Here is a 23,913-nt window from a genome sequence, read left to right as displayed (position 1 = left end):
GTGATGCGGCACGGCACTTGATCAGGCGCGGCACGTGATCAGGCGCGGTGCGTGGTTCGGCACGGCATGATCCGGCACGAACGAAGGCGCCCGGCAAGCCGTACGCCGCCGACCGGAGCCCCTGCGTCGGCGCGCTGACGACCGTGACGGTCGGCAAGCCGCTCGCCGAGAAGGAACTGCCGGAGACGATCCAGCTGCGTGGCGGCGCTCTCGGCGAGAACGACCTCGTGGACTTCCGGACCGAGCGCGTGGCCACCCTTCATGTCTCCCGCCCGAAGGCGACCCATGTCTGCGGCCCGGACGGCACCCCCACGGCCGACCCCGACGACGTGCCCTCCCCCACGGCCGAGTCCGAGCCCGAGCCGTACGCCCCCTCCGCCCTGCCGCCCGGGGAGCTGGAGGACCTGCCGGTGCCCAGCCTCAGTCTGGGCCAGCGAACCCGTGCGACCGCGCGCTTCCCGCACCCCTCGTTCGTCTCCTCCGAGCGGGGTGGTTAGCATATGAGCGCCGCCTAGCTCGAAAGATAAATCTGTGACTGTCAACGAGGACTCGTTCACCCAATGGAAGAACCGCGAGGAGATCGCGGAGTCGATGATCCCGATCATCGGGAAGCTGCACCGTGAGCGGGATGTGACGATCCTGCTGCACAGCCGCTCCTTGGTGAACAAGTCGGTGGTCAGCATCCTGAAGACCCACCGGTTCGCCCGCCAGATCGCCGGTGAGGAGCTCTCGGTCACCGACACCCTGCCGTTCCTGCAGACCCTCACCTCGCTCGACCTCGGCCCCTCCCAGATCGACATCGGTCTGCTCGCCGAGGCCCACCGGGCCGACGACCGGGGGCTGTCGGTCGAGGAGTTCACCGCGGAGGCCGTCGCCGGCGCCACCGGCGCCAACAAGATCGAGGGCGGCGAGGGACGCGACGTCGTCCTCTACGGCTTCGGCCGCATCGGCCGCCTCGTGGCCCGGCTGCTCATCGAGAAGGCCGGCTCCGGCAACGGCCTGCGGCTGCGCGCCATCGTCGTGCGCGGGGGCGGTGAGCAGGACATCGTCAAGCGCGCCTCGCTGCTGCGCCGGGACTCCATCCACGGCCAGTTCCAGGGCACGATCACCGTCGACGAGGCGACCAGCACGATCAACGCCAACGGCAACGAGATCAAGGTGATCTACGCCGGCGACCCGTCCGAGGTGGACTACACCGAGTACGGCATCAAGAACGCCATCCTCATCGACAACACCGGCAAGTGGCGCGACCGCGAGGGTCTGTCGACGCACCTGCGCCCCGGCATCGACAAGGTCGTCCTGACCGCGCCCGGCAAGGGTGACGTCCCGAACATCGTGCACGGCGTCAACCACGACACGATCAAGCCGGACGAGCGGATCCTGTCCTGCGCGTCCTGCACCACCAACGCGATCGTGCCGCCGCTGAAGGCGATGGCCGACGAGTTCGGTGTGCTGCGCGGTCACGTGGAGACCGTCCACTCGTTCACCAACGACCAGAACCTGCTGGACAACTACCACAAGTCCGACCGCCGGGGCCGGTCCGCGCCGCTCAACATGGTCATCACCGAGACGGGTGCCGCCTCCGCCGTCGCCAAGGCGCTGCCCGACCTGAAGGCGCCGATCACCGGCAGCTCGATCCGGGTGCCCGTCCCGGACGTCTCGATCGCGATCCTCAGCCTTCGTCTCGGCCGGGAGACCGACCGTGAGGAGGTCGTCGACTACCTCCGCGGCGTCTCGCTGACCTCGCCGCTCAAGCGCCAGATCGACTTCACCAACGCCCCCGACTCGGTCTCCAGCGACTTCATCGGCTCCCGCCACGCCTCGATCGTCGACGCGGGCGCCACCAAGGTCGACGGCGACAACGCGATCCTCTACCTCTGGTACGACAACGAGTTCGGCTACTCGTGCCAGGTCATCCGGGTCGTCCAGCACGTCTCCGGCGTGGAGTACCCGACGTACCCGTCCCCGGCGGGCTGATCCACCAGGACACGGGGCCACTGGCCGCGGGCCGGACGGGGTATCCACCCGTCCGGCCCGCGGCGCGTCCACGTCACCCGGCCTCGGTGCTGGGGCTCGTGGATGCCGCCGCCTACGCCCAGGCCGTCGAGGACCCGGTCCGGGCCTCGGCCGCGTACTACACCGGCGGCACCTCGGCGCTGGACGACGACACCTACGACCGGCTCGTGCGCGGCATCGCGGTGTGGGAGGCCGCCCACCCCGAGCAGGTCCTGCCCGAGTCGCCCACCGGGAAGGTGGCCGGCGGGGCCGTCGAGGGGGACGTGCCCCACACGGTCGCGATGCTGAGCCTGGACAACGTCTTCTCCGCCGAGGAGTTCACGGCGTGGACGGCGTCGCCGGCCCGGCGGATCGGGCACGAGGTGGAGCGGTTCGGAGTGGAGCCGAGGCTCGACGGGCCGACGGTCGCCGCCCGGTACACCCGGGGGCGGCTCACGCGGCTGATCACGCGGGGCGACGGGACGGCCGGCAGTGATACGCGTCTGTTCCGCCCCGCACCACCGCGACGGGGCGATGGGCGTGATGCAGTACAGCCTGGCCGACCGACCCGAGCAGCAACCCGGAGACACCTCCGCGCCCCCGGCCACCCACCGCCAACAACTGCGCGAACCGGCTCGCCTCGATCAACGCCTCCCGCGTCCTGCCATGCACCACCTCGTACTCCCGGTGCCCGGCGGGGGCCTCGGACAGCAGGCGCTCCTCCTCCCTGGCGAGCGCGCCCGGTGGGTTCGCGTACGGCGTCGACGCGTCCTGCAGCGCGGGCATCGGCGCGTTCCACATGGTCCGGGCATGCAGCGCCGGCACGGGGGCATTCCGCAGCGCGGCCTCGGCAAAGGCGAAGGCCACCGCCTGCTCTCCGGCGTCCGAACCGTCCACGCCCACCACGATCGGGCCGTCGGCCGACGGACGGCTCACGCATCACCAGCACCGGACACCGGCCGTGCGCCGCCGGACGCACCGCCGTCGAACCCGCCATCCCCCGAGACCCGACCACCACCAGCTCGGCCGATCGCGACTGCGCCTCCAGGACCGTCAGCGGCTCACCGTTCACCACCGCACGGCTGACATCGGCCTCCGGTGCCGCAGTGCGTGCTCGCTCCACCGCCTCGGCCAGTAGTCGTTCGACCATGTTCCGGATCCCGCCCTCGGGCGGCCGAGCGGCGACGGACCCAGAGGCGCATGCACCGCGGGGCCAGGATCCCCTCCGCCACGGGGCTCGGTGGCCGCCACGAGGGCGGCGCGAGGAGGAAGGCCACGCCTCGCCGGCGAGGCGTGCGGGGCGCCAGGTGCCCGTACATCACCTGGCCGAAGGGCCCTACCGTGACCGAGCCCCCCGCTTCGGCCCCGCTTCCGCGTGCGCATGAGCATGGGCATGGGCATCCGGGCCTTTCCGCCCCAGCCCGGACCGGGGCACACCGCGACCCACCAGCCCTATGGCAGCCGGCCGGCGACGTACCTGGTGAGATCGAGCAGCCGGTTGGTGTAGCCCCATTCGTTGTCGTACCAGCCGAAGACCTTCACCAGATCGCCGTGGGCCTGCGTGAGCGGGGCGTCGAAGACGCAGGAGGCTGGGTCGCCGACGACGTCACGGGAGACGATCGGGGCGTCCGAGACCCGCACGATCCCCTTCAGGGGCCCGTCGGCGGCCTTCCTGAACGCGGCGTTGACCTCATCGGCGGTCACGTCCCGGTTCAGGACCACGGTCAGGTCGGTGAGCGAGCCGTCCTCGACGGGGACACGGACCGCGAGGCCGTCGAGGGTGCCGGCCAGCTCCGGCAGGACCAGGCCCACGGCCCGGGCCGCTCCGGTGCTGGTCGGGATGATGTTCACTGCGGCGGTGCGGCCACGGCGGAGGTCCTTGTGCGGGCCGTCGAGGACGACCTGGTCGTTGGTGTAGCCGTGGATGGTCGTCATGAGCCCCTTGTCGAGGCCGAAGGCCTCGTCGAGGACCTTCACCATCGGCGCCACACAGTTGGTGGTGCACGAGGCGTTCGAAACGACGTGGTGACTGTCCGGGTCGTACGTGCCCTCATTGACACCCATGACGACGGTGGCGTCGACTCCCTTGCCCGGCACGGACAGCAGCACCTTGCGGGCCCCGCTCTTCAGGTGCAGACCGGCGTCCTCGCGGGTGCGGAAACGGCCGGTGGACTCGATGACGACGTCCACGCCGAGGCCGGCCCAGTCCAGAGCCGCAGGGTCGCGTTCGGCGGTCACGGAGATGCGGTGGCCGTCGACGGTGATCGACGTGTCGTCGTGTTCGACGGTGCGGCGCAGCCTGCCGTACGTCGAGTCGAACTCCAGCAGATGGGCGAGTGCCGCAGGGGAGGTGAGGTCATTGACCGCCACCACCTCGATCGGCGTGCCGGTGCCCGTCTCCGCTCGATCCAGCACACAGCGCAGGTAGTTGCGCCCGATGCGCCCGAAGCCGTTGATTCCCACGCGCACGGTCATGTCCGTCGTCCTCCTGGTCGGTAGCGGATGTGTGAGACCAGCCTGTGGGCTCCGGGCCGGGTGGGACGTGGGCCGTACGGGGGCAGGCCGAGGGCCGTTCGGCCCGGCATCGGGTGTCCGGGACAACGGCCACGGGTTGTCCGCGTGATGGCCATGACGCGACGTCCGGTTCTTGGAGTGCCGTACGCGGAGCTCCCTCGACGTCATCGACGCACGAGTTCGTGTTCGTGTTCGCCGGGCCCGCGCCGTCGGCCGGGCCTGAGGTCCGGCGCCGGGTTCGTCCCTATACGTCTGGTTCCGTCCCGTCTCGTCCTGCGCCCGTGACGCCGCGGCTTCGTGGCCGTCGGCACCGGACATGCCTCCCGTCGTCAGGACCCTCAGGGCCCTCAGGACCCCGACCCGGGACCACCGGCCCATGGGCCCGACGTCGCTCCTCCGCCACTCTCGAATGCGGGGGTCTGCCGGGACGTCCGCCGCCCCGCCGCACAAGACACGGAGGTACACCTCATGGTTCGCCACATCGTCGTGGGTCTGGACGGTTCTCCCGAGAGCCTCGCGGCAGCGGACTGGGCCGCCCAGGAGGCGCAGCGCCGCGCGGTGCCGTTGCGCATGGTGACTGCCTGGATCTGGCGGCCGGTCGACGTGCCCACCGCTCAGGAGTCGGAAGCCCAGAAGCAATGGGCACAAAGGTTGTCGAGCGAGGTCAGGACGGACCTGACTGCCCGGTTCCCGGAGCTGCGGATCGACGTCGAGCACGTGTCCGATCTGGCCCCCCACGCTCTGCTGGGGCGGACCGAGGACGCCGAGATGCTGGTGCTGGGCTCGCGGGGGCGTGGCGCCCTCGCGGGCTTCCTCCTCGGGTCCGTCGGTCAGCACGTGCTCGCCCGGGCGGGCATCCCCGTGGTACTGGTACGCGCGAACAGGCACCACACCATGGAGGGCGTCCGAACCGTCGATCACGACGGCGGCGAAGTGGTCGTGGGAATCCAGGACCTGGACGAACCCGCCGGGGAGCTGATGGAGTTCGCCTTCGCCGCCGCGGCGGCCCGTGGGGCCACGCTACGTGCTGTGCACGCCTGGAGCCGTCCACCGGTGTTCGCGTACAACCCCGGGGCTGTGCCCATGGGCGACGAGGACGGCGGTATGGGGGCCCGGATCGAGAAAGAGCTCTTGGACGCCCTCACGCCCTGGCGTCATCGGTATCCGCAGGTCGAGGTGGTCCACAGCATCGACCTGGCCGCAGCCGCGGAAGTCGTTCTCCAGGCCGCCCGAAACGCCGGCCTGGTCGTCGTCGGCCGCAGGACGCACCGACCGGCCCTCGGCATGCGCATCGGTCCCGTCACCCACGGTGTGCTCCACCACGCCGCCGCGCCCGTCGCCGTCGTACCCCACGGCTGAGGGCCGGCCGAACCATGAGCCGGGGCATTCGGGGCCGCCCCGGCGGCACCACACGACCGGGTCTGTCACCGGTGTGCAGGCGTGCCGGGCTCCGGCACACCTGCATACGAACTTGCCCGGCGCGAGTACCGTGTTCGTCCCTTTCCGGATCTCATCCCTGTCCGAATACTGATGTGTGAGCGGAACGGCCCCCGTCAGCGGGGTCCGACAGCCGGAATCCGGGATGTGGCGCCGGGGCGGGACGGGCCGTACGGCGCCGATGGCCACGCCGAAGAACCCCTGCGCTCGGTCCTGTCGGTCGCCGCGACACCCCCGCATCGCGGTCCCCGCATCGCCTCGTCCGGACAAGGCGGCAGGGGCAAGGCCACCGTCGCGGTGGCATCCGCCCGGTCGCGAAATGGACCGCGACCGGGGCAAGGTTCGGCGTCGGGCACTGGCTCAGGCGTGCGGGACGACAGCGACGGGGCAGGCGGCATGATGCAGCACCGCGTGCGCGACGGGGCCGATGCGGACGCCCGGACGGCTGTCCCGGATGCGGCGTCCCACGACGACGAGCGACGCTCCGGAGGCGGCACGGATCAGTTCGGTACCCGCCCGGCCTTCGACGACGGTCTCGGTGACGGTGACCTCGGGAAACTTCTCGCACCACGGGCTCAGCGTCGCGACCACGGTGTGCTCGTGCTCCGCGAGCAGTCCGGGGCCGGGCGGCGGAGCGACCCGGTCGGCGGTGGCGTATCCCGGCGGGACACCGAAGGTGTGGATCACGCGCAGTGCGGCGTGGCAGCGCCGGGCGGCCTCGAAGGCGAACTGGACGAGGTCCTCGCAAGGACGGGCGGTGTCGAGGCCGAGGACGATGTCGCGGTACGGGGTTTCCGGGATCTCGTCCGGTGAGACTCCGTCGGGGGCCGGGAAGTGCTCGGCAGCGGCGCTCCCACCCGCGCGGACCAGCACCACGGGGCGCGGTGACCTGGCGACAACCCGCGCGGACACCGAGCCGAGCAGGAAGCCGGCTACACCGCTGAGCCCACGGGACCCGAGCACCATCAGCTCGGCCCGCTCCGCCGCTTCCAGCAGGGTGGTGACCGTGGAGTCCCGTACCTGCTGGTCGGCGATTTCGAGGCCGGCGTGAGCGGCGCGGACGCTGTCCGACGCCTCCGCGAGGAGCTGCCGTGCCCAGCTTCGCTCGGTCATGTCCGCGGGCACGTTGGCAGCGGGACGCGGGTGCAGCTGCCAGGCGTGCACGAGCAGCAGCGTGGCGCCGCGGCGCAGGGCTTCCCGGGCCGCCCAGTGTGCTGCGGCGCGGCTCTCGGGCGAACCGTCGATCCCTGCGGCAACGTATCGAGCCATGGCCTGTGCCTCCTCGGTATCCATGTGCGTGCCCATGAAGCCTGGTACGGACACCGAGTGGTGTGCAGGGGCCGAAAGGGCCCTTCCTGTGAACTCCACGGCCCTCTTGGGCAGACGGATCGCCTCGTCGGAGCCGTGAGCGGATGATCGTCTGCCCTCCTGCGGTCCCGGAAGCCTCCTTCTCCACGGAGAGTCGGCCCCCGGTTTCGGATCCACAGCGTGGTTGGCCGACTGGTCCCGCCAAGACCGGCCCAGGAGAGGACGGTTCGGCCCGGGAGCCCGGGCCGGTCGGCCCCTGACTCCTCGAACCGTTGCACGCGAGGCTGAAGGAGCATCGGAGAGCCGGCCACCCGGGACGGTCCGAAGGGACGGCAACGGCCGAACCGGCCGCTCGGTCCCGTGAGTCCCGGCCTCCGGTGCACAGCCGCAGGGGCAGGAGGCCCGGCGGTGTCCGGTAGGCGTCCGCGGGCGCCGTACACACCACAGACCGGTCGCGCTCCGCTGGTGTGGGGGAGGACTTGCGTGGTGGAGGAGGGAGCAGCCATGCAGACCACCAGAGTCGGTGAGGTGATGACCGGCGAGGTTGTCGGAGCCCGCAGGGAGACCTCGCTCAAGGATGTGGCGCGGCTGCTGGACCGGCATCGGATCAGCGGCCTGCCGGTGGTGGACGCCGACGAGAAGGTCGTGGGCGTGATCTCCGAGAGCGATCTGATACGCTGGCAGGCGGCTCAGGCCGAAAGGGGCACGCGACGCCGCTTCCGGCTCTCCGCACTGCTCCGCAGGGCGCGACGGGCGATCGCCGAAGCCCGCGCCGTCACCGCGGGGCAGCTGATGTCGACACCCGCGATCACGGTGCACCCGGAGCAACCCGTCGCGTACGCGGCCCGGGTGATGGAGCGTCACCACGTCGAACGGCTGCCCGTGGTCGACGAGGAGGACCGCCTCATCGGCATCGCCACCCGCCGCGACCTGCTGCGGGTCTTCCTGCGGACCGACGAGGAGATCCGTCAGGAGATCGTCGACGAAGTCCTGACCCGCGCCATGTGCCTGGCGCCCCACACCGTGATCGTCTCCGTCCACGACGGCGTGGCCACGCTGGAAGGCCGCCTGGAAAGCCGTGGCGACATCCCGCTGGTGGTCCAGCTGGTCTGGAGGGTGGACGGCGTCGTGGGCGTGATGAACAGCCTCACCTTCCGCATCGATGACACCCACCCGCCCGAGAAACACCCCTCGCGCCGGATCGCCCATCACTGGCTCCCGGAGCGTTGACCCGGACGTCGCTTCCGCGGCATGCCGCCAGGCAGCGGTGGGAAGCCCGCGACGGTTCCCCTGGGTGTGGCTCCGCCCGCCGGCATCGGCATGCGACCGGCTCGCCCCGGGCTGGGTACGCCATTGGTCGCTGTGCGGTGCCCAGGGCTGTCCGGCCCGCAGGATCGGGGCCGACCGGACCCCGGCGGGGACCTTCGGCCGCCTGCGCGGCCGGCCTGCCAGGAACGACAGTGGTGACAGGACCTGTACCGATCCCCCGCCCACGCGGCGGCACTCGACAACGGAGGCGTTTCTCCATGGCCCGTAAGGAAGACCGCAGCCCCGCCAAGACCCCCGACAGCGGGCCGTCCGAAACCGCGATCGCGGTGGACCGGCTGGTCACCGACGGGCTGAAGGCGCTCAGCGACTACGAGTCGCTGACCCAGGAACAGGTCGACCACATCGTCAAGAAGGCCTCGGTCGCCGCCCTCGACCGGCACACCGAGCTGGCCCTGCTCGCCGTCGAGGAGACCGGCCGCGGCGTCTTCGAGGACAAGGCCGCGAAGAACATGTTCGCGTGCGAGCACGTCACCCACAGCATGGGCAGGATGAAGACGGTCGGGGTCATAGCCCGCGACGACATCGAGGACATGGTCGAGATCGCGGAGCCGGTGGGTGTGGTGTGCGCGATCACACCGGTCACCAATCCGACCTCCACCACGATCTTCAAGGCGCTCATGGCGCTGAAGACCCGCAACCCCGTCGTCTTCGCCTTCCACCCCTCCGCCCAGCGCTGCAGCGCCGAAGCGGCACGCGTCGTGCGCGACGCAGCGATCGCCGCGGGGGCGCCGGAGCACTGCGTGCAGTGGATCGAGGTCCCGTCCGTCGAGGCGACTCACACGCTGATGCACCACCCGGGCGTCGCACTGATCCTCGCCACCGGCGGCAACGCGATGGTCAAGGCCGCCTACTCGGCGGGCAAGCCGGCCCTGGGCGTCGGCGCCGGCAACGTCCCCGCATACGTCCACAAGAGCGCCAAGGTACGCCGGGCTGTCAACGACCTGGTGCTGTCCAAGTCCTTCGACAACGGCATGATCTGCGCCTCCGAACAGGCCGTCATCCTCGACGACGAGATCTACGACGCGGCACTCAACGAATTCCGCACCCTGCACGCCTACCTGGCGACCGCCGAGGACAAGGCGAAGCTGGAGGCGTATCTGTTCCCCGTCACCGCGTCGAACGGGGGCGGCGAGCCCAAGGTGAACGCGGCGGCCGTCGGCCGAAGCCCCGCGTGGATCGCGGCCCAGGCCGGGTTCCAGGTGCCCGAGAACACCTCGATCATTCTCGTCGAGGCCCAACGGGTCGGCCCGGACGAGCCTCTGACACGCGAGAAGTTGTGCCCGGTGCTCACCGTGCTCCGCGCGAGTTCACCGGCCCAGGGCTTCGACCTCGCCGCCGACATGGTCGCCTTCCACGGTCAGGGCCACAGCGCGGTCATCCACACCGAGGACCGCGACTTCGCCGAGGCCTACGGCCGTCGTATGAAGACCGTCCGTGTCATCGTGAACTCGCCCTCCTCACAGGGCGCCATCGGCGGTATCTACAACGGTCTGCTGCCGTCCCTGACGCTGGGCTGCGGCTCCTGGGGCAGTACGTCGGTGTCCAACAACGTCTCCGTCGCCCAGCTGCTGAACGTCAAGCGGGTCGGCACCCGCCGCAACAACCTGCAGTGGTTCAAGGTCCCGCCGAAGATCTACTTCGAGCCGCAGGCCATCCGCTATCTGGCCTCCATGCCGGACGTCCACCGCGTCACCGTCGTCACCGACGCGACCATGACCCGCCTCGGCTTCGTCGACCGGGTGAGCCGCGTCCTGCAGCGCCGGCCCGAGCCGGTGACCCTGCAGATCATCGACAACGTCGAGCCCGAGCCGAGCATCGGCTCCGTGCAGCGCGGCGCCCGCCTCATGCGGGACTTCCGCCCGGACACGATCATCGCGCTGGGCGGAGGCTCCCCGATGGACGCCGCGAAGGTGATGTGGCTGCTCTACGAGCAGCCCGACATCGACTTCGCCGACATGCGGCACAAGTTCTCCGACATCCGCAAGCGCGCCTTCCGCTTCCCCGTCCCCGGCAGGCTGGCCCGGCTGGTGTGCATCCCCACCACCTCCGGCACCGGCGCCGAGGTCACCCCGTTCGCCGTCATCTCCGACCCGGCCACCGGCAAGAAGTACCCACTGGCCGACTACGCGCTCACCCCCAGCGTGGCCATCGTCGACCCGCTGCTCACCACCGAGCTGCCCGCGGCACTGGCCGCCGACAGCGGCTTCGACGCCCTCACCCACGCCATCGAGGCGTACGTCTCCGTCTACGCCAACGACTTCACCGACGGCCTCGCCCTGCACGCCATCCGGCTCATCTTCGACAACATCGAATCGGCCGTGAGCGACCGCGCGAGCCACCCCGAGGCGCGCGAGAAGATGCACAACGCCGGCACGATCGCGGGCATGGCCTTCGGCAACGCCTTCCTCGGCATCGTCCACGCCATGTCCCACACGCTCGGCGCCACGTTCCACATCGCGCACGGCCGCACGAACGCGGTCCTGCTGCCGCACGTCATCCGCTACAACGGCACCGTGCCGACGAAGCTGACGGGCTGGCCCAAGTACGAGAGCTACCGGGCCCCCGAACGCTTCCAGGACATCGCCCGCGCCCTGGGTCTGCCCGCCGCCGCCCCGGCGGACGGCGTCGAGTCGCTGGCGGCCGCGGTGGAACGCCTGCGGGACTCCGTGGGCATCGAACCCACCTTCCAGGCGCTCGGGGTCGACGAACAGGACTTCCTCGATGCCCTCCCCCAACAGGCCCTGAACGCGTACGAGGACCAGTGCGCCCCCGCCAACCCGCGTATGCCGATGCTCGACGACATGCGGGAGATCATGCGGGCGGCCTACTACGGCCGGGCAGCGACCACCGCTGCCCCGGCCGCCGCCCAGTAGATCGCCCTGGAGGGTCCGGATCGCCACCGATCGCCGTCACCGCGTCCAGCAGGGTGTGCACCCGGTCCCGGATATCGCGCACGCGCTGGACATGTGTCTGCAGCTCATTCAGCAGTTCGTCCAGCCGTAACTGAGGCCGTGCGCTCCCGCTGCGTTGCTGGATTGAGTCCACCATGGCTCCCCATCTCGCAGAAACGTTCGTACGGCCGGTGGACGGTACATAGCAGCGGGACGGCCGATGCTCCGAGAGCTCTGTGAACTCTTGGCGCATCGGCAGGATCGAAGCGAACGGGCCTCCTGGCTCACCAGTAGCCGAGGACAGCGAACCAAGCGGCTCCGGCGCCCATCCAGATGACGATGTTGGCCACGGCGGCGATCAACCCTGTGCGCCACCATTCGGCGAGGGTGACGTATCCGCCGCCGAAGAGCACCGGCGCCGGTCCGGAGGCGTAGTGGGTCAGGCCGCCGTACAGCGAGCTGACGAATCCCAGGACCAGGGCCGCCATCGGGGGCGGTGCGCCGGTGGCGATCGCGGCGCCCAGGAAGGCCGCGTACATCGCCGCCACATGGGCGGTGTTGGAGGCGAACAGGTAGTGCGAGAAGAGGTAGACGAGGGTGAGGATCACGAACGCCTGTTGCCATCCCAGGCCTTCGGTCGTATGGGTGATCGAGTCGCTGAACCAGCCGATCACGCCGAGCTCCTGAAGCTGTCCGGCCATCATCACCAGCACGGCGAACCACACCAGCGTCGCCCAGGCGCCCTTCTCCGCGACCAGGTCGCTCCATGTCAGTACTCCGGTGACCAGGAGTACCGCAACTCCGGTGAAGGCGCTGGTGGTCGCCGACAGGTCGTACACCTGGCCGCCGACGGACCACAGCAGGAGCAGCAGCACGAAGGTCCCGCCCATGATCCACTCGTGGCGTGACATGGAGCCGAGGTCGGCCAGTTCGGCGCGGGCCTGCCGCGGCGCCTCGGGGGTGTCCCTCAACTCCGGCGGACAGACCCGGTACAGCAGCGCCGGGAGGACGAGGAGGGCCATGAGCCCCGGGACGGACGCGGCGACCGCCCAGCGGGTCCAACTGAGGTCGACACCCTCCTCCTCGGCGAACTTCTGGACCAGCGGGTTGGCAGCCATCGCGGTGAGGAACATCGCGCTGGTGACGGTGTTGACCTGCATCGCGGTCACACTGAGGTACGCGCCCAGCTTGCGTCTGCTCTCATCGCCGGGCTCCGAGCCGGCGTTCACGCTCAGCGAGCGGATGATCGGCTGGATGACGCCGCCGGAGCGGGCGGTGTTGCTGGGGGTGGCCGGGGCCAGCACCAGGTCGGTGAGGGTGACGCCGTAGGCCAGGCCGAGGCTGCTCCTGCCCAGCGTCCGGACGAACAGCAGGGCTATGCGCCGTCCCAGGCCGGTCTTGGTGAAGCCGATGGAGATGAAGAACGCGGCCACGATGAGCCAGATGGTCGGCTCGGAGAACCCGCCCAGGGCGACATCGGGTTCCAGCGTCCCGGTGATCATGGTCGCTGTCATCCCGACGAGCGCGACCGCCGCCAGCGGCAACGGTTGCAGGATCAGGCCCAGGACCGTCGCGGCGAAGATCGCCAGGACCGCCCAGCCGGCCGGCCTGACCTCGTCCGGCCTCGGGAGCAGGAAGATGACGCCTCCGGCCACGACGGGGAGAACCCACTTCATGGCCGTCCACAGCTCATCGCTGTGGGTCTTCCGCCGCACCGGCTCCGGCCCGGAGCCGGTGCCCGGTGCCGTGTCCACGTACTGCCTCATGCCCCCACATCCCTGTTCCGCAGAGTTCCGCAGAGCCATGAGGCTCTGTTCCCTTGTGCGATGGCGCGGTGGCGCCTTCAAGTCCATGGTCATGTCGAGGCGTTCGGCACGGCAGCGGACGGTGGGCCCTGATACCGGGACCAACGGCACCCACACGCGGTGCCGTTCGACCCGAGGGGCTCCGTGGGTCTTCAGTCCGTCTTCGGTCCGTCTTCAGTCCGCCAGGAGACCCTGGGCGCGGAACTGCTCGCAGACCCGGCTCACCAGAGTGGGGTCCGGCGCGGCGGTGTCGCGCAGCGGGAACGGAATCCCCAGGGCCTCGTACTTCGCCGCGCCGAGTTTGTGGAAGGGCAGGACGTCGACGCGTTCCACGGTGCCGAGCCCGGCGAGGAACCGGGCCAGGCCGTCCACGGCAATCTCGTCGTCGGTCCAGCCGGGCACCAGGACATACCGGATACGCACGGGTACGCCGAGCCGGTCGAGTCGGGTGGCGAAATTGAGGGTGGGGGAGAGTTCGCCGCCGGTCAGCTTCCGGTAGGTGTTGACGTCGAAGGACTTGATGTCCAGCAGCACCAGGTCGGTGTCGGCGAGGAGTTCGTCGGTGGCGCGGGCGCCGAGGAAGCCGGAGGTGTCGAGGGCGGTGTGCAGTCCGGCCGCCTTGCAGCGGCGCAGGATCGCGCCGGTGAAGGCGGGCTGGAGCAACGGTTCGCCGCCCGTGATCGTCACTCCCCCGCCGGCGGTGGTGACGAAGGCACGGTGCTTCTCGATCTCCGCCATCACCGCGTCGACCGAGGTCTCCCGGCCGTCGCGCATGTGCCACGTGTCCGGGTTGGCGCAGTACAGGCAGCGCAGCGGGCAGCCGGAGACGAAGAGCACGAACCGGGTCCCGGGACCGTCCACGCCGGTGGACAGGTCCCAGGAGTGGATCCGGCCGTTCGTCATGACGGCCTTCACAGCGATCCGTGGAAGGTACGGCTGATCACGTCGAGCTGCTGCTCGCGGGTCAGGCGGACGAAGTTGACGGCATACCCGGAGACCCGGATGGTCAACTCCGGGTACTTCTCCGGGTGCTCCATCGCGTCCTCCAGCAACGCCCGGTCCAGGACGTTGACGTTCATGTGGAACCCGCCGGCGGCCATGTAGGCGTCAAGGATGCCGACCAGGTTGCCCGCGCGTTCGTCGGGCACGTGGCCCAGCCCCTCCGGGGTGATGGTCGTGGTCAGCGAGATGCCGTCACGGGCCTGCTCGTACGGCAGCTTCGCGACCGAGAGCGCGGAGGCGGCCACGCCGTGCCGGTCACGGCCGTTCATCGGGTTGGCGCCCGGCGCGAAGGGCTGTCCGGCCCGGCGCCCGTCGGGGGTGTTGCCGGTGTGCTTGCCGTAGACGACGTTCGACGTGATGGTCAGCACCGACTGTGTGTGCTCGGCGTCGCGGTACGTGGGGTGCTCGCGCACCTTCGCCATGAAGGACGTCACGAGATCGGCCGCGATGGCGTCGGCGCGGTCGTCGTTGTTGCCGTACGCGGGGTAGTCGCCCTCGATCTCGTAGTCCACGGCCAGCCCTGTCGCGTCCCGGATCACCTTGACGCGCGCGTACTTGACGGCGGACAGACTGTCGACGGCGACCGAGAGTCCGGCGATGCCACAGGCCATGAAGCGGTGCACGGGGTGGTCGTGCAGCGCCATCTCGATGCGCTCGTAGGCGTACTTGTCGTGCATGTAGTGGATGACGTTGAGCGTGTCGACGTACGTGGCCGCCAGCCAGTCGAGCATGTGGTCGTACGCCGCGGACAGCTGCTCGTAGTCCAAGTACTCGCGGGTCAGCGCGGGCGCCTCGGGGGAGATCTGTTCGCCGGTGATCTCGTCGCGCCCGCCGTTGATCGCGTACAGCAGCGCCTTGGCGACGTTGACGCGGGCGCCGAAGAACTGCATCTGCTTGCCCACCGCCATCGCGGACACGCAGCAGGCGATCGCGGTGTCGTCACCGGTGCGCGGCCGCATCAGGTCGTCGGACTCGTACTGCACGGCGCTGGTGTCGATCGAGACCCGGGCGCAGAACTCCTTGAAGCCGGAGGGGAGTCGGGGCGACCACAGGACGGTCAGGTTGGGCTCGGGGGCGGGCCCCAGGTTGTACAGGGTCTGCAGGAAGCGGAAGGAGGTCCGGGTGACCAGCGTCCGCCCGTCGGTGCCGATACCGCCGATGGACTCCGTCACCCAGGTCGGATCGCCGGAGAACAGCGCGTCGTACTCGGGGGTGCGCAGGAACCGCACGATCCGCAGCTTGATCACGAAGTCGTCGATCAGCTCCTGGGCGCGGGTCTCGTCGATGGCCCCCTCGTCCAGGTCCCGCTGGAGGTAGACGTCGAGGAAGGTCGAGGTACGGCCGAGCGACATGGCGGCGCCGTTCTGCTCCTTCACCGCCGCGAGGAAGCCGAGGTAGAGCCACTGGACGGCCTCGTGCGCGGTGGCGGCGGGGCGGGAGACGTCGCAGCCGTACGATGCGGCCATCCGCGTCAGCTCGGCCAACGCCCGCATCTGTTCCGCGAGTTCCTCCCGGTCGCGGATGACGTCCGGGCCGGAGGGCCGTGCGTCCAGCAGGGCGCGCTCGGCGAGCTTGGCCTCGACGAGGCGGTCGGTGCCGTAGAGCGCCACCCGCCGGTAGTCGCCGATGATCCGGCCACGGCCGTACGCGTCGGGCAGGCCGGTGATGATCCCCGCCTTGCGGGCGGTCCGCATCTCGGCCGTGTACGCGTCGAAGACGCCGTCGTTGTGGGTCTTGCGGTAGGTGCCGAAGACCTTCGTCACGAACGGGTCAGCCTCGTAGCCGTACGCCTTCAGCCCGTTCTCCACCATCCTCAGGCCGCCGTTCGGCATGATCGCCCGCCTGAGCGGAGCATCGGTCTGCAGGCCCACGATCAGCTCACGGTCGCGGTCGATGTAGCCCGGCCGGTGCGAGGTGATGGTGGACGGGGTGCCCGGGTCGACATCGAGGATGCCCTTGCGGCGCTCCTCCGGGAACAGCACGCTGACCTTGTGCCAGACCGCGAGGGTGCGGTCGGTCGGGCGGGCCAGGAATCCCGCGTCGCCCTCGTAGGGCGTGTAGTTCGCCTGGATGAAGTCGCGCACGTCGATGCGGTCGCGCCAGCGCTCGCCCGTGAAGCCGCGCCACGCGGACTGGGCTGCCTCCACGCCTGTCGGTACCACCGTGGTCATCACTGCCTCCGCATATGTTCACGACACCGTCCACGGGATTCCGCTGACGTCTCCGCTGTCGATGCTCGTCCGCTTCGACGGCGCCCGAAAGGGCCCTCGGGTGCCCGGTGCGACGCCGTCCGGCCCTCGGTGGAGGACGCTTCCAGGGCCGATGGGCCCGAGCGACCGGGCCCGTTGGGCCCCTCGTCTCCCAGCACCACGACACAACCTGCCGGTGCCCGACGCCCTGCCGGTGCCCGGGGCACGGCGGGGCGCACGCCGAATCCGCGGCGCCGGCCTGCGCTCAGGACGCGGGATTCGCCCCGCAGATCGTGTGCTCGCCGACGAGTTCACGGCCGGTGACGAGCTCGGGCTCGATGCGTACGAATACGTCCTCCTGCTCGGAGAAGGTGCCCCAGGACCGCGAACCGGTCCGGGACAGCCGCGTGCCCGGCGGGGTCGGTCACGACCCTGGCCCGGCCGGTCACGACGACGCTCCAGCCGGACGGCGGTGCCGCGATGACCTCGTCCGCCTCGAACGCGACCACCGCGCCGTCGATCGTGCGGCAGAGCCCCGAATCCGCCGCGGTGCGCAGCACCACTGCGGAGTTCACGTCGAGGGAGAGGTGCACCGGCAGGACCGCGGGCAGGGCGTGACGCGTAGCCCCGGCGCCCTCGTCCGGTCGGCTCACCGCACCGGCTCGGGCCTGCGGGAACCGCGCCGGGCCGGCTATCGGCGCCGTGCGGTCTCCAGGGCCTTCGCCAGGACATGGGGATCGTGGTGGCCCTTGTAGACCTCGGGGGGCCGGCGATCGAGGCCGAGGAGGTCCGCGACGGCGGTCCACGCGGTGCGTACGGAGTACTCGACGGTGAAGACCACGTCGTCGGGGACCTCGGCGAACTGTCCGATGAACGCGAGGTTCACCGACCCCTTGGGCACGACCCGCGGCCGATCGCCGTGGCGGCGGACCAGGAACTGGCTGGTGATGTACGGCATCAGGCAGGGGACGACCGTGGAGGTGGCGCGTACGCGTTCCTTCGCGTCCTCGTCGAACGGCAGGTGGTGCAGCACCTCTTCGAGGATCTCCGCGCCCGAGCACTCGGTCATGGGCTTGTCGACGTGGTTGCCCGGCTTGTCGGGGAAGAGGGCGTAGCCCCACCAGACGGTGACGCCCTCCGGCTGGTCCCGGTAGACAGGTTGGTGGTTGGCGACGATCGTGAGCAGCCAGTTGGAGGCGGTGAACGTCATCAGCCCGCCCTTTCCGGTCGCACGGCCGCTGAACCGCTCCAGCGCGTCGAGGAAGGCGGGGTCCTCTGCGGTGACCGTGAACGACTCCCACTGGGATTCCCCGACGTTCTTGTCGAAGACGCCCGGGTCGCCGAAGTCGTCGCGTCCGCGGGACACCCGGTGCCAGAGAAGCCACGCGTCCGAGCACCGCGGCGGGCGTGGGGGCGGGGTGGTGTGCGAGCCGCGTGTGGAGGCGTCGGTCATGGAACCGTTGGTGACCAGGACCAGGTCGGTGGGGGCCACCTCGATGTGCTCGTCGTGTCCCTCGGTGTGCTCGTCGTGGTCCTCGCGGGCCAGGAGGATGCGCTCGACCGTCGTGCGGTGACCCGCCGCGAGCACCAGGTCCCGCACCCGGCGGCCGGTGTGGACGGTGACGCCCCGCTCCCGCAGCCAGTTCCCGAGCGGACGGACGACGGAGTCGTACTGGTTGTAGCGGGTCCGCTGGATCCCCGACATCGAGGCGAAGGCCGGGAAGAGGTGGATGAAGCGCTTGAGGTAGCGGCGGAACTCGATCGCGCTGTGCCATGGCTGGAAGGCGAAGGTGGTGCTCCACATGTACCAGAAGTTCGTGGTGAGGAAGTGCTCGCCGAAGCAGTCGGTGATCCTCTTGCCGTCCAGCTTCGTCTCGGGCGTCACCAGGCACCTGGCCAGGTCCAGCCGGTCATGTTCGGAGAACCCCATCGACCGTACGTCGGTGATCGTCCCGTCCGCGCCGACGAGCCGGGCGGCGTCGTCCCAGCCGAAGTCCTCGTAGGCGGCGAGGATGTCCTCGGTCACCGACACGGACGGGTCGTCGAGGGAGGGGATCCGGGACAGCAGGTCGTACGTGCAGCGGAACTCGGCGTCGAACATCCGCCCGCCACGCATGGTGTAACCCGACTGTGGTGTCCCGCCCGCGTCCAGGCTGCCGCCCGTCAGCCGGTGCTCCTCGAAGAGGTGGATGTCGCTCCCGTCGAACCCGCCCTCACGGATCAGGAACACCGCCGCGGCCATCGCCGCGATACCGCTGCCCACCAGATAGGCCTTCGCCATCACACATCTCCTCGCTGTTCTCGCTCGGTGATCGGGAACCCCGGACTCCAGGGTTTCCCGTGTCCCTGACCGACGTCAGTGGGCCGCCTGGCACCAGCGCCCGGGCCGACCGGCCCCGGCCGGCCCGGGTCCCGGTGACAGGAGTCCGGGTGGGGATGGCTCGGAGCCGCGACGCCGTCGGTGGCCCCGGTCCCGGATCACGCGCGCCGCACTCGAACACGAGGCGGCTCCGCCGTGGACCTGGTCATGGCTCAGGAACCCGATCCCGGAGACGGGGCCGCGGTCGTCCGAGGCTCCGCCTCGGACCGGCGCCAGGGCCGGCCCGAACCCCTGACTTCGGGTCAGGAACCCGGGCCGGCCGACGCGCCCTTCCGCCCCGCGCGGACAGCTCAGCCTGTCTTCGCTCCTCCCGTCAGCTCGGTCCCGATGCGCGCCGCCCACTCCTCGATCGCGGTGAAGTCCCGGAAGTCCCCGCCCTTGCCGTTGCGGAGGATCATCCCGGCGACCCATCCCTTGGCGCCCTCCTCCAGGCAGCCTCCGAAGGTGACATGGTCCTCGGCGTCGAGCCGGGCCATGGCCTTCTTCACCCCAGGTACGGGCGGGATGTCCCGCTCCGACGCCGAGGCGTCGAGCGGGCCGCTGCTGAAGAGCCACAACGGGCGCTCGGCCAGCTCGCGGTGGTGACGGCGGAGGAAGCGGCGGGCGTGCTTCTGCCAGCGCCCGGCGTAGAGTCCGCCGCCGACCACCACCGCGTCGTACGACGTCACACTCGCGACGGACCGGGCGGGCCGTGCCTCGACGGTCAGACCGTCCTTGCGCAGGACGTCGGCGATGGCTTCGGCGATCCGCGCGGTGGATCCGTTCGTCGTTCCGTAGGTGACCAACACGCTGCTGGGCATGGCGGTCCACCTCCTTTCACAGCTTGCGGAGCCAGTCGTCGGCGATGCCGTGCAGGGCCGGCTCGCCGGGCTGGAAGCGCGAGTCGTCGACGTGGTAGCCGAGCTTGTCGACGACGGCGACCACTCCGTCGATCTGACGGGTCATGGACACGGCGATCTCCGCCTCGCTTCTGCGCTCCGTGTGGCCGTCGAGCGTGACCACGCCCTCGGCCACGGAGACATCGACGGTCCGGGGCGCCAGCCACAGCGCACGCTCCAGCACCTCGCGGACGACCACGTCGCGGATCTCCCGGTCGGGTCGCAGGAAGACCTGGAGCAGATCGCGCCGGGTGACGATGCCGACGAGCCGGTTCTCCTCGTCCAGGACGGGCAGCCGTTCCACCCGGTGCCGCGCCATGGTCCGGGCGGCCTCGACGATGGTGTCGTCGGCGAGCGCGGTCACCGGCGGTTCGGTCATCAGCTGTCCCGCGGTGCGAGCCTTCGCCTTCGTGGCCCGGCTCCTGGCGCCGGGAGTCAGATCGGTCAGCCGGAAGCGGCGCTTCGGCTGGTAGGGGTCGGGGGTCTCGGCCTGCCGGACCATCAGGTCGGTCTCCGAGATGACGCCGATGACGTTGTCGTCCTCGTCGACCACCGGCAGCCCGCTGATCCGGTGGTGGGCCAGCAGCCGTGCCACCTCCTTGAACGGGGTGCCGTACTCGGCCCGGACCACATCGGTGGTCATCACCGAGCTCACCTTGTCGTGCCTCATGTCCGTAATCCCTCCTCAGCGGAGCCGGCGCAGGTAGGGGTCCTGGGGCCGGCGGGGCAGCAGCCGTACGCGCGCATCGAGCACGGAGACCCCGCCCGGTGTCGCGAGAACGGGGTTGAAGTCGGCCTCGGCCAGCTGCGGCAGGTCGCTCGCCATGCGGGACAGCCGCAGGAGCAGCTGCTCCAGGCCTTCGAGGTCGATGGGGCCGCTGCCACGCGCGCCGAACAGGAGCGGGGCGCAGCGCGGCGCGGTGATCAGGTCGTGCACGTCCTGGTCGGCGAGCGGGGCGAGCCGGGCGGCGTGGTCGGCCAGTATCTCGGTCGCCGTTCCGCCGAGCCCGAAGAGGACCAGCGGGCCGAAGACCTCGTCCTGGACGACACCCGCGAACAGCTCTGTGCCGCGTGCGGCGAGCGGCTGTACGAGCACGCCGGTGAGCAGTCCTTCGAACCGGGTCTCGAAGTCCCGGAAGGCGGCGCGTACCTGTGTGTCGCCGCGCAGGTCGAGGTGGACCGCGTGCTGCTCGCTCTTGTGCACCAGCCCCGGCCAGTGGGCCTTCATGACCACCCGGCCGTCGGCGCCGCGCAGTCGCTCGGCGGCGGCCGACGCCTCGTCCTCGGTCTCGGCCCAGGCCCAGGGAAGCTGGGGGATGCCGTAGCAGCCGAGGAGTTCGGCGCAGGTGCGTGGGTCGAGCCAGCCGCCGTCCGGGTGCGCCGCCAGGAAGGCCTCGGCGACCGCGTGGGCGCGTGCGGTCTCGGCTCCTTCGAGGTCCGGGAACGTGCCTGCCGGACGGCTCAGCCACTCCGCACGGCGGGCGGCATGGGCCAGGGCCCGCGCCGCCGCCTGGGGTTCGGCGTACGAGGGGATCGTGCCGCCCCCGTCGGCGGGCAGCAGTTTGACCGGCAGGTCCTGCTCCAGCCGTACGACCGCCGCGGTCCGGTTACGGCGTCCGGGCCCATGGGTGAGGGCCCGGACGAGGTCGTCGCCCGTCGCGGCGGCGACCGCGGTGGGGACGAGCGCCAGCACCACGGCGTCGATGCCGGGGCACCGCATGATCCGGTCCACGCACGCGCCGAGCTGCTCCTCCGTGACCGCGGCGGTGGCGTCGACGGGATTGCCCACCGCAGCGCCCTCGGGCAGTACCGCGAGCAGGTCGTCGACCGTCTCGGAGGTGAACGGGGGGATGGCCAGCCCCGCCTCCGTGCAGGCGTCGGCGGCGAGGACGCCCGCGCCGCCGGCGTTGGTGACGATCGCGACCCGGCTGCCCGCCGGGAGCGGCTGGGAGTGCAGCAGGGCGGCGGCTTCCATGAGTTCGGCGACCGAGCGGGTCGCGGTGATGCCGGCCTGGGTGAACAGGGCCTGCCGGGTCATCGTCCGGGTGGCCGCGGCCGCGGTGTGCGAGGCCGCGGCACGGCGGCCCGCGTCGGTGCGGCCGGCGTCCACGGTGAGGACGGGCATTCGACGGGTCACGCGCCGCGCTGTGCGGGAGAAGGCCCGGGGGTTGCCGAAGGACTCCAGGTGCAGCAGGGCGAGTTCGGTGCGGCCGTCGCTCTCCCACCACTGGAGCATGTCGTTGCCGCTGACGTCGTACTTGTCGCCGAGGGAGGCGAAGGAGGAGACGCCGATGCCCAGGCGGGACAAGCCGTCGAGCAGGGCGATGCCCACCCCGCCGGACTGCACGGCGACTCCGGCCGTGCCGGGGCGCGGGTGATCGACGGCGAAGGTCGCGTCGAGGGAGACGTCGGGCTCGGTGTTGGAGACGCCGAGGCAGTTGGGACCGACGAGCCGCAGGCCGTATTCGCGGCACGCCGCCATCAGCGCCTCCGCCTGCGCGCTGTCGAGGCCCGCGGAGACGACGAGCAGGGCCCGCACTCCGGCCTTGCCGCATTCCTCGGCGGTCGCCGGGATCGCTGCGGACGGCACCGCCACGACCACCAGGTCGGGGACCTTCGGCAGGGCGCTGACCGACGGGTAGGACGGGACACCGAGGATCGAACCGGCACTGGGGTTCACCGCGAAGAGCCGCCCGGTGTAACCGCCCGTGTGCAGGTGGTGCAGGATGGCCCGGCCCACCGACCCGGGTTTGCGCCCCGCGCCGACCACGGCGACCGTGCCCGGCCGCAGCAGGGTTTTCAGGCTGGCGATGTTGGCGGCCCCGCCACGTGCCTCGACAGCGGAGAGATAGGTGTCGGTCTCGTCGAGTTCGACGGTGCAACGCACCTCCGTACCGTCGAAGCGGCGGGAGGTGCGCAGGCCGAGGTCCGCGAAGAGCCGGAGGACCTCGCGGTTCTCGCTGAGCGCGTCCGCCGTGAACGAGGTGATGCCCTCCGCTCGGGCCGCCGAGACCAGGTGCTCGACGAGGAGGGTGCCGACGCCGCGATGGTGCAGTCCGTCGGCGACCGCTATGGAGATCTCGGCCGATGTCGCGTCCTCACCCGTCTCGTACTCGGCCAGGCCGATGACCTGTCCCTGCGTCTCGGCCAGCAGGGCTCGGTACCCGGCGTGTGGCGGCGCGCATGCCCGGTCGGCCGCCATCCGTGCGGAGCGCCGGCTCGCCGCGAAGAACCGCAGCCTCAGGTTCTCCAGGGACATCTCCTCGTACAGTCCCTGCAGCTGATCGTGGTCGCCCCGCGTCACAGGCCGGATGCACACGGTGGTGCCGTCCATGAGCAGGGCGTGGACCATGGGGCGGCTGGACGGGTCGGTCATGGCGGTCCTCCAAGGCTGTCGACACGTCGAGCATCCGGCGGATCGGGGGCCGATCCCAGGGGCTGTCCGGGGGTGAACCAGGGCCGGTCGGCCCTAAGTCCGCCCGGGGGGGTTGCCGCCGGACGCGCGTGCTCCGAGGCCCGTGGGGCGGGTACCCCGCGACGGCGCGGCAGAGGGCAGCCCGCTTCGCCACCGCCCTTCTCGCAGGTCCGGGCCTTTCCCGTGGCCCCGCCGTCACGGTCCGGGCCTGCGATCCGCGTACCGCACCACGTCCCGTGCCCGGTCGTCTCGTCCCGGGCTGCTGACGTGCGGCCCGGTCGGCGCCCGCGGCAGTTCGGGCCGTTCGTCCCCTGCTCTCGGTCACGCGCAGGGCTGAGATGGAGGCAGGCACGGTCCGAAGCAACTGGGCACGCGACCGGGAAACGTCGTGAAGCGCGTCATCACCGTCCCGGGAAAGCAGCTGCGTCGGCGGTTCGCCGCGGTGTCCCTGCCGCCGAAGATCGAACCAGCCCTCCTCGTCGTCACGGCCGCCGCGCTGGCGGCCGGGGTCGTCGCCCGGCTCCTCGGCGCTCCCGAGGTCGCCGACCTGTGCTGGGGCCCGGGCACGGTCGTGGCCGTAGCGCCCGCGGTGGGCTGGGTGCCGGCGGCGCTGCGGAGCGGTCACACGGGCCTGGACCTGATCGCTCGGCGGCACCCTGGCGGTCGGTGAGTACCTGGCCGGTGCCCTGATCGCGCTGATGCTCGCCTCCGGCCGCACCCCTGGAGGCCGCGGCCCGGCGGTTGTATGTGGCCCCTGGCTCTGGTGCCCG

14 protein-coding genes and 4 pseudogenes are annotated in these 23,913 nt (G+C 70.9%); 7 read left to right on the top strand and 11 right to left on the bottom strand.

What is annotated here, in order from left to right; translation table 11 throughout:
- The first annotated feature begins 47 nt into the window (after positions 1-47).
- From ACZ6BB_RS24715 to ACZ6BB_RS24705, 3 genes and pseudogenes are all read left to right on the top strand, one after another.
- Entirely contained in the window at positions 48-497 is a 450-nt protein-coding gene (locus ACZ6BB_RS24715; RefSeq protein WP_471617325.1) for a hypothetical protein, read from the top strand.
- Between the two features lie 34 nt (positions 498-531).
- A complete protein-coding gene (locus ACZ6BB_RS24710; RefSeq protein ID WP_471617324.1) occupies positions 532-1,977 on the top strand; it encodes a glyceraldehyde-3-phosphate dehydrogenase in 1,446 nt (481 codons plus the stop codon).
- Positions 1,978-2,063: 86 nt separating this feature from the next.
- Positions 2,064-2,492 (top strand): annotated as a pseudogene (locus ACZ6BB_RS24705) (NAD-dependent DNA ligase LigA); the annotation flags it as partial.
- Here the strand turns inward: ACZ6BB_RS24705 and ACZ6BB_RS24700 are convergent.
- Both ACZ6BB_RS24700 and gap read right to left on the bottom strand, forming a co-directional pair.
- Positions 2,461-3,207, bottom strand: a pseudogene (locus tag ACZ6BB_RS24700) (universal stress protein); the annotation flags it as partial. The pseudogenes ACZ6BB_RS24705 and ACZ6BB_RS24700 overlap by 32 nt on opposite strands.
- A gap of 240 nt (positions 3,208-3,447) precedes the next feature.
- Positions 3,448-4,470, bottom strand: coding sequence for a type I glyceraldehyde-3-phosphate dehydrogenase (gap, locus tag ACZ6BB_RS24695; RefSeq protein WP_471617323.1), 1,023 nt, complete (start codon positions 4,468-4,470; stop codon positions 3,448-3,450).
- A gap of 507 nt (positions 4,471-4,977) precedes the next feature.
- Between gap and ACZ6BB_RS24690 the strand changes: the two genes are divergently transcribed.
- Positions 4,978-5,868, top strand: a complete 891-nt coding sequence (locus ACZ6BB_RS24690) for a universal stress protein (protein WP_471617322.1) — start codon at positions 4,978-4,980, stop codon at positions 5,866-5,868.
- Between the two features lie 438 nt (positions 5,869-6,306).
- On the opposite strand, the gene ACZ6BB_RS24685 is transcribed toward ACZ6BB_RS24690, so the two are convergent.
- The gene (locus ACZ6BB_RS24685) at positions 6,307-7,215 is read right to left on the bottom strand and encodes a universal stress protein (RefSeq protein ID WP_471617321.1); all 909 of its coding nucleotides are present in this window, start codon (positions 7,213-7,215) and stop codon (positions 6,307-6,309) included.
- Between the two features lie 543 nt (positions 7,216-7,758).
- On the opposite strand from ACZ6BB_RS24685, the gene ACZ6BB_RS24680 reads away from it, so the two are divergent.
- Positions 7,759-8,484 (top strand): CBS domain-containing protein, encoded by a 726-nt coding sequence (locus ACZ6BB_RS24680; RefSeq protein WP_471617320.1) that lies wholly within the window; start codon positions 7,759-7,761, stop codon positions 8,482-8,484.
- 296 nt (positions 8,485-8,780) lie between these two features.
- Positions 8,781-11,456: a bifunctional acetaldehyde-CoA/alcohol dehydrogenase gene (adhE, locus tag ACZ6BB_RS24675; protein WP_471617319.1), complete on the top strand. Its 2,676-nt coding sequence runs from the start codon at positions 8,781-8,783 to the stop codon at positions 11,454-11,456.
- A 302-nt stretch (positions 11,457-11,758) separates the two neighbouring features.
- Here the strand turns inward: adhE and ACZ6BB_RS24670 are convergent, their stop codons facing one another.
- The 8 genes and pseudogenes from ACZ6BB_RS24670 to ACZ6BB_RS24635 all read right to left on the bottom strand — a co-directional run bounded on the left by ACZ6BB_RS24670 (position 11,759) and on the right by ACZ6BB_RS24635 (position 23,104).
- Complete coding sequence (locus ACZ6BB_RS24670; RefSeq protein WP_471617318.1) at positions 11,759-13,240, bottom strand: anion permease; 1,482 nt, start codon at positions 13,238-13,240, stop codon at positions 11,759-11,761.
- A gap of 213 nt (positions 13,241-13,453) precedes the next feature.
- Positions 13,454-14,182 (bottom strand): pyruvate formate-lyase-activating protein, encoded by a 729-nt coding sequence (gene pflA, locus ACZ6BB_RS24665; protein WP_471617317.1) that lies wholly within the window; start codon positions 14,180-14,182, stop codon positions 13,454-13,456.
- Positions 14,183-14,190: 8 nt separating this feature from the next.
- Complete coding sequence (gene pflB, locus ACZ6BB_RS24660; protein WP_471617316.1) at positions 14,191-16,452, bottom strand: formate C-acetyltransferase; 2,262 nt, start codon at positions 16,450-16,452, stop codon at positions 14,191-14,193.
- 283 nt (positions 16,453-16,735) lie between these two features.
- Positions 16,736-17,093: pseudogene (locus ACZ6BB_RS24655) on the bottom strand (pyridoxamine 5'-phosphate oxidase family protein); the annotation flags it as partial.
- Between the two features lie 68 nt (positions 17,094-17,161).
- Positions 17,162-18,802 carry an oleate hydratase gene (locus ACZ6BB_RS24650; protein WP_471617359.1) on the bottom strand — a complete coding sequence of 547 codons (1,641 nt, stop codon included), beginning with the start codon at positions 18,800-18,802 and terminating at the stop codon, positions 17,162-17,164.
- Between the two features lie 338 nt (positions 18,803-19,140).
- The gene (locus ACZ6BB_RS24645) at positions 19,141-19,650 is read right to left on the bottom strand and encodes a flavodoxin domain-containing protein (RefSeq protein WP_471617315.1); all 510 of its coding nucleotides are present in this window, start codon (positions 19,648-19,650) and stop codon (positions 19,141-19,143) included.
- A 16-nt stretch (positions 19,651-19,666) separates the two neighbouring features.
- Positions 19,667-20,398, bottom strand: coding sequence for a CBS domain-containing protein (locus tag ACZ6BB_RS24640; RefSeq protein ID WP_471617314.1), 732 nt, complete (start codon positions 20,396-20,398; stop codon positions 19,667-19,669).
- 15 nt (positions 20,399-20,413) lie between these two features.
- Positions 20,414-23,104, bottom strand: a complete 2,691-nt coding sequence (locus ACZ6BB_RS24635; protein WP_471617313.1) for a bifunctional acetate--CoA ligase family protein/GNAT family N-acetyltransferase — start codon at positions 23,102-23,104, stop codon at positions 20,414-20,416.
- A 460-nt stretch (positions 23,105-23,564) separates the two neighbouring features.
- Between ACZ6BB_RS24635 and ACZ6BB_RS24630 the strand changes: the two are divergent.
- Positions 23,565-23,884, top strand: a pseudogene (locus ACZ6BB_RS24630) (heavy metal translocating P-type ATPase); the annotation flags it as partial.
- Between the last annotated feature and the right edge of the window lie 29 nt (positions 23,885-23,913).

It is taken from the genome of Streptomyces sp. NPDC041108 (assembly GCF_055592645.1).
This window is presented reverse-complemented; position numbering and strand designations above follow the sequence as displayed.

Excerpts from the sequence above, each read along its gene's own strand:
- ACZ6BB_RS24645 (WP_471617315.1), bottom strand. The coding sequence starts at position 19,650 with ATGCCCAGCAGCGTGTTGGTCACCTACGGAACGACGAACGGATCCACC.
- ACZ6BB_RS24640 (WP_471617314.1), bottom strand. The coding sequence starts at position 20,398 with ATGAGGCACGACAAGGTGAGCTCGGTGATGACCACCGATGTGGTCCGG.
- pflA (WP_471617317.1), bottom strand. The coding sequence starts at position 14,182 with ATGACGAACGGCCGGATCCACTCCTGGGACCTGTCCACCGGCGTGGAC.
- ACZ6BB_RS24680 (WP_471617320.1), top strand. The coding sequence starts at position 7,759 with ATGCAGACCACCAGAGTCGGTGAGGTGATGACCGGCGAGGTTGTCGGA.
- gap (WP_471617323.1), bottom strand. The coding sequence starts at position 4,470 with ATGACCGTGCGCGTGGGAATCAACGGCTTCGGGCGCATCGGGCGCAAC.
- ACZ6BB_RS24685 (WP_471617321.1), bottom strand. The coding sequence starts at position 7,215 with ATGGCTCGATACGTTGCCGCAGGGATCGACGGTTCGCCCGAGAGCCGC.
- adhE (WP_471617319.1), top strand. The coding sequence starts at position 8,781 with ATGGCCCGTAAGGAAGACCGCAGCCCCGCCAAGACCCCCGACAGCGGG.
- pflB (WP_471617316.1), bottom strand. The coding sequence starts at position 16,452 with ATGACCACGGTGGTACCGACAGGCGTGGAGGCAGCCCAGTCCGCGTGG.
- ACZ6BB_RS24635 (WP_471617313.1), bottom strand. The coding sequence starts at position 23,104 with ATGACCGACCCGTCCAGCCGCCCCATGGTCCACGCCCTGCTCATGGAC.
- ACZ6BB_RS24690 (WP_471617322.1), top strand. The coding sequence starts at position 4,978 with ATGGTTCGCCACATCGTCGTGGGTCTGGACGGTTCTCCCGAGAGCCTC.
- ACZ6BB_RS24670 (WP_471617318.1), bottom strand. The coding sequence starts at position 13,240 with ATGAGGCAGTACGTGGACACGGCACCGGGCACCGGCTCCGGGCCGGAG.